The following is a 1,628-nucleotide window of genomic DNA, read 5'->3' as shown; positions in this document are numbered from 1 at the left end:
GGCGCGCTGCGTAATCCGGTCTAACGATCTGGTCGCCTACGAAGATCTAAGAGTCAGGAATTTGGTTAAAAATCACTGTCTAGCCAAGTCTATTAATGATGCAGGTTGGTATCAATTCCGAAAATGGCTGGAACATTTTGGAACTAAATTTGGCAGGGTTACTGTTGCAGTAAACCCCGCCTACACTAGTCAAAACTGTTCTCAGTGCGGCGAGGTAGTGAAGAAGTCTCTATCGACCAGGACTCACACCTGCAAATGTGGTTGTCAACTAGACCGCGACCACAACGCCGCAATCAACATTTTAGAGAAAGCCTTGGGTACGGTGGGGCACACCGGAACCTGGATCATTGATCCGAACGCTCATGGAGAATTGTCCTCTACTCTCCCTGACTCCGGTTTGGGTGAGCAAGACAGCTCGCTGAAGTGAGAATCCCCGTCCTTCCAGGGCGGGGAGTGTCAAAAGCTGGTGACAGGATTCGAACCCGCGGCCAGCTGATTACAAATCAGCTGCTCTACCAACTGAGCTACACCAGCAATCTTTTTAACTATAACACTAAGTATAACACTTGTCAAAGCTTCCCGTCTGATCATCCATCACCCCCGATCACCGGATCACCCCATGATGTGATCCGGTGATCCGGTGATGTGTAGCAATATTTTTTAAACTTTGTATTAATTACTCCGGATTAGACCTATTGTGATCAACTTCCAATTGGGAGTGACTGTAGATTTGGATTAACTTTAGCTCTTTTTTACGGGGAAAGCTACCTGTCTATTGGGTCTACAGAAAGCTTTCCATTACAATTTATGGAATAACACATAGTTTATTTTTATTTGTGTTAATTTATGTTTGTTTGGGTAAAAACCTAGAGTAAAAATTATTGTTAATCCTATGGCTAAAGTAACCGTAACTCTCTATATGGAAGAAAAAGACAAAGAAGCGCTTCAACGATTGGCAGATGCCGAGGAGCGCTCCTTGTCCCAAATGGCAGTACTAATTCTCAAACGAGCGATTAAAAAAGCTCAGCAGGCAGGAGACATACCACCCAAAGACTAATCAGTGATGGGGTGAAAAGCGTAAGCTATCAGCTATCAGCGTGTCGCGTATCAGCCTATGCGCTACGGACACACTACTTGAGGTGTTTATGTGCTACAAATGGTGCTACTGTTCGCGCAGCTTGCCCGTAGCGCAATCGGTGCTTTTGAATAAAATAAGCTGTTCGGTGTAGCCTGGCCAACGGCTGACGGCTGATAGCTGACGGCTGAATGCTTAATGACAAGCAGCCTTGTTACCCCCTCAGTTCCTGTCCTTTATCCTTGAGGCTAGTCAACTTCGTAATCCACTGCGATTATGTCCCCTTGGATAGGTTTGATATACTTCTGGACTACTTCCTGGTGGGCTGGGTGATCAGTATAGGTACTCAGAGCGTCGCGATTGACCAGTTGCACTCTCAAAGCATGCTGAAATCCCTGGGACCTGAGGGGGGAAAAGTTCTCTCCACAGGAAAGTTCTACAATCTCAGGAATTTGGTCTTTCATGGCCAGTAGTCCATTGATAGCTAATGCGATCGCATCCGCTGAAGCGTCGTCTTTCCACTTGAACAAAATAATATGCTCGATCATCTTTA

The 1,628-nt window shown here is 45.8% G+C and carries 4 protein-coding genes and 1 tRNA gene; 2 read left to right on the top strand and 3 right to left on the bottom strand.

All coding sequences use genetic code 11. The features are described 5' to 3' along the window. A partial coding sequence (locus F6K37_RS36585; RefSeq protein ID WP_048815384.1) for an RNA-guided endonuclease InsQ/TnpB family protein occupies positions 1–427 on the top strand: 427 nt, incomplete at its 5' end. 34 nt (positions 428–461) lie between these two features. Here the strand turns inward: F6K37_RS36585 and F6K37_RS36580 are convergent. Then, a tRNA-Thr gene (locus tag F6K37_RS36580) sits at positions 462–534 on the bottom strand. Positions 535–892: 358 nt separating this feature from the next. On the opposite strand from F6K37_RS36580, the gene F6K37_RS36575 reads away from it, so the two are divergent. After that, on the top strand, positions 893–1,057 hold the full coding sequence (locus F6K37_RS36575; RefSeq protein WP_083373549.1) for a ribbon-helix-helix domain-containing protein: 165 nt from the start codon (positions 893–895) through the stop codon (positions 1,055–1,057). Between the two features lie 73 nt (positions 1,058–1,130). On the opposite strand, the gene F6K37_RS36570 is transcribed toward F6K37_RS36575, so the two are convergent. Both F6K37_RS36570 and F6K37_RS36565 read right to left on the bottom strand, forming a co-directional pair. Further along, on the bottom strand, positions 1,131–1,280 hold the full coding sequence (locus F6K37_RS36570; protein WP_193431381.1) for a hypothetical protein: 150 nt from the start codon (positions 1,278–1,280) through the stop codon (positions 1,131–1,133). 43 nt (positions 1,281–1,323) lie between these two features. Then, positions 1,324–1,628: Dabb family protein (locus tag F6K37_RS36565; protein WP_287255882.1), on the bottom strand; the 305-nt coding region annotated here is incomplete at its 5' end.

It is taken from the genome of Moorena sp. SIO4E2, assembly GCF_010671945.1.
GTDB classification, from domain to species: domain Bacteria; phylum Cyanobacteriota; class Cyanobacteriia; order Cyanobacteriales; family Coleofasciculaceae; genus Moorena; species Moorena producens.
This window is presented reverse-complemented; position numbering and strand designations above follow the sequence as displayed.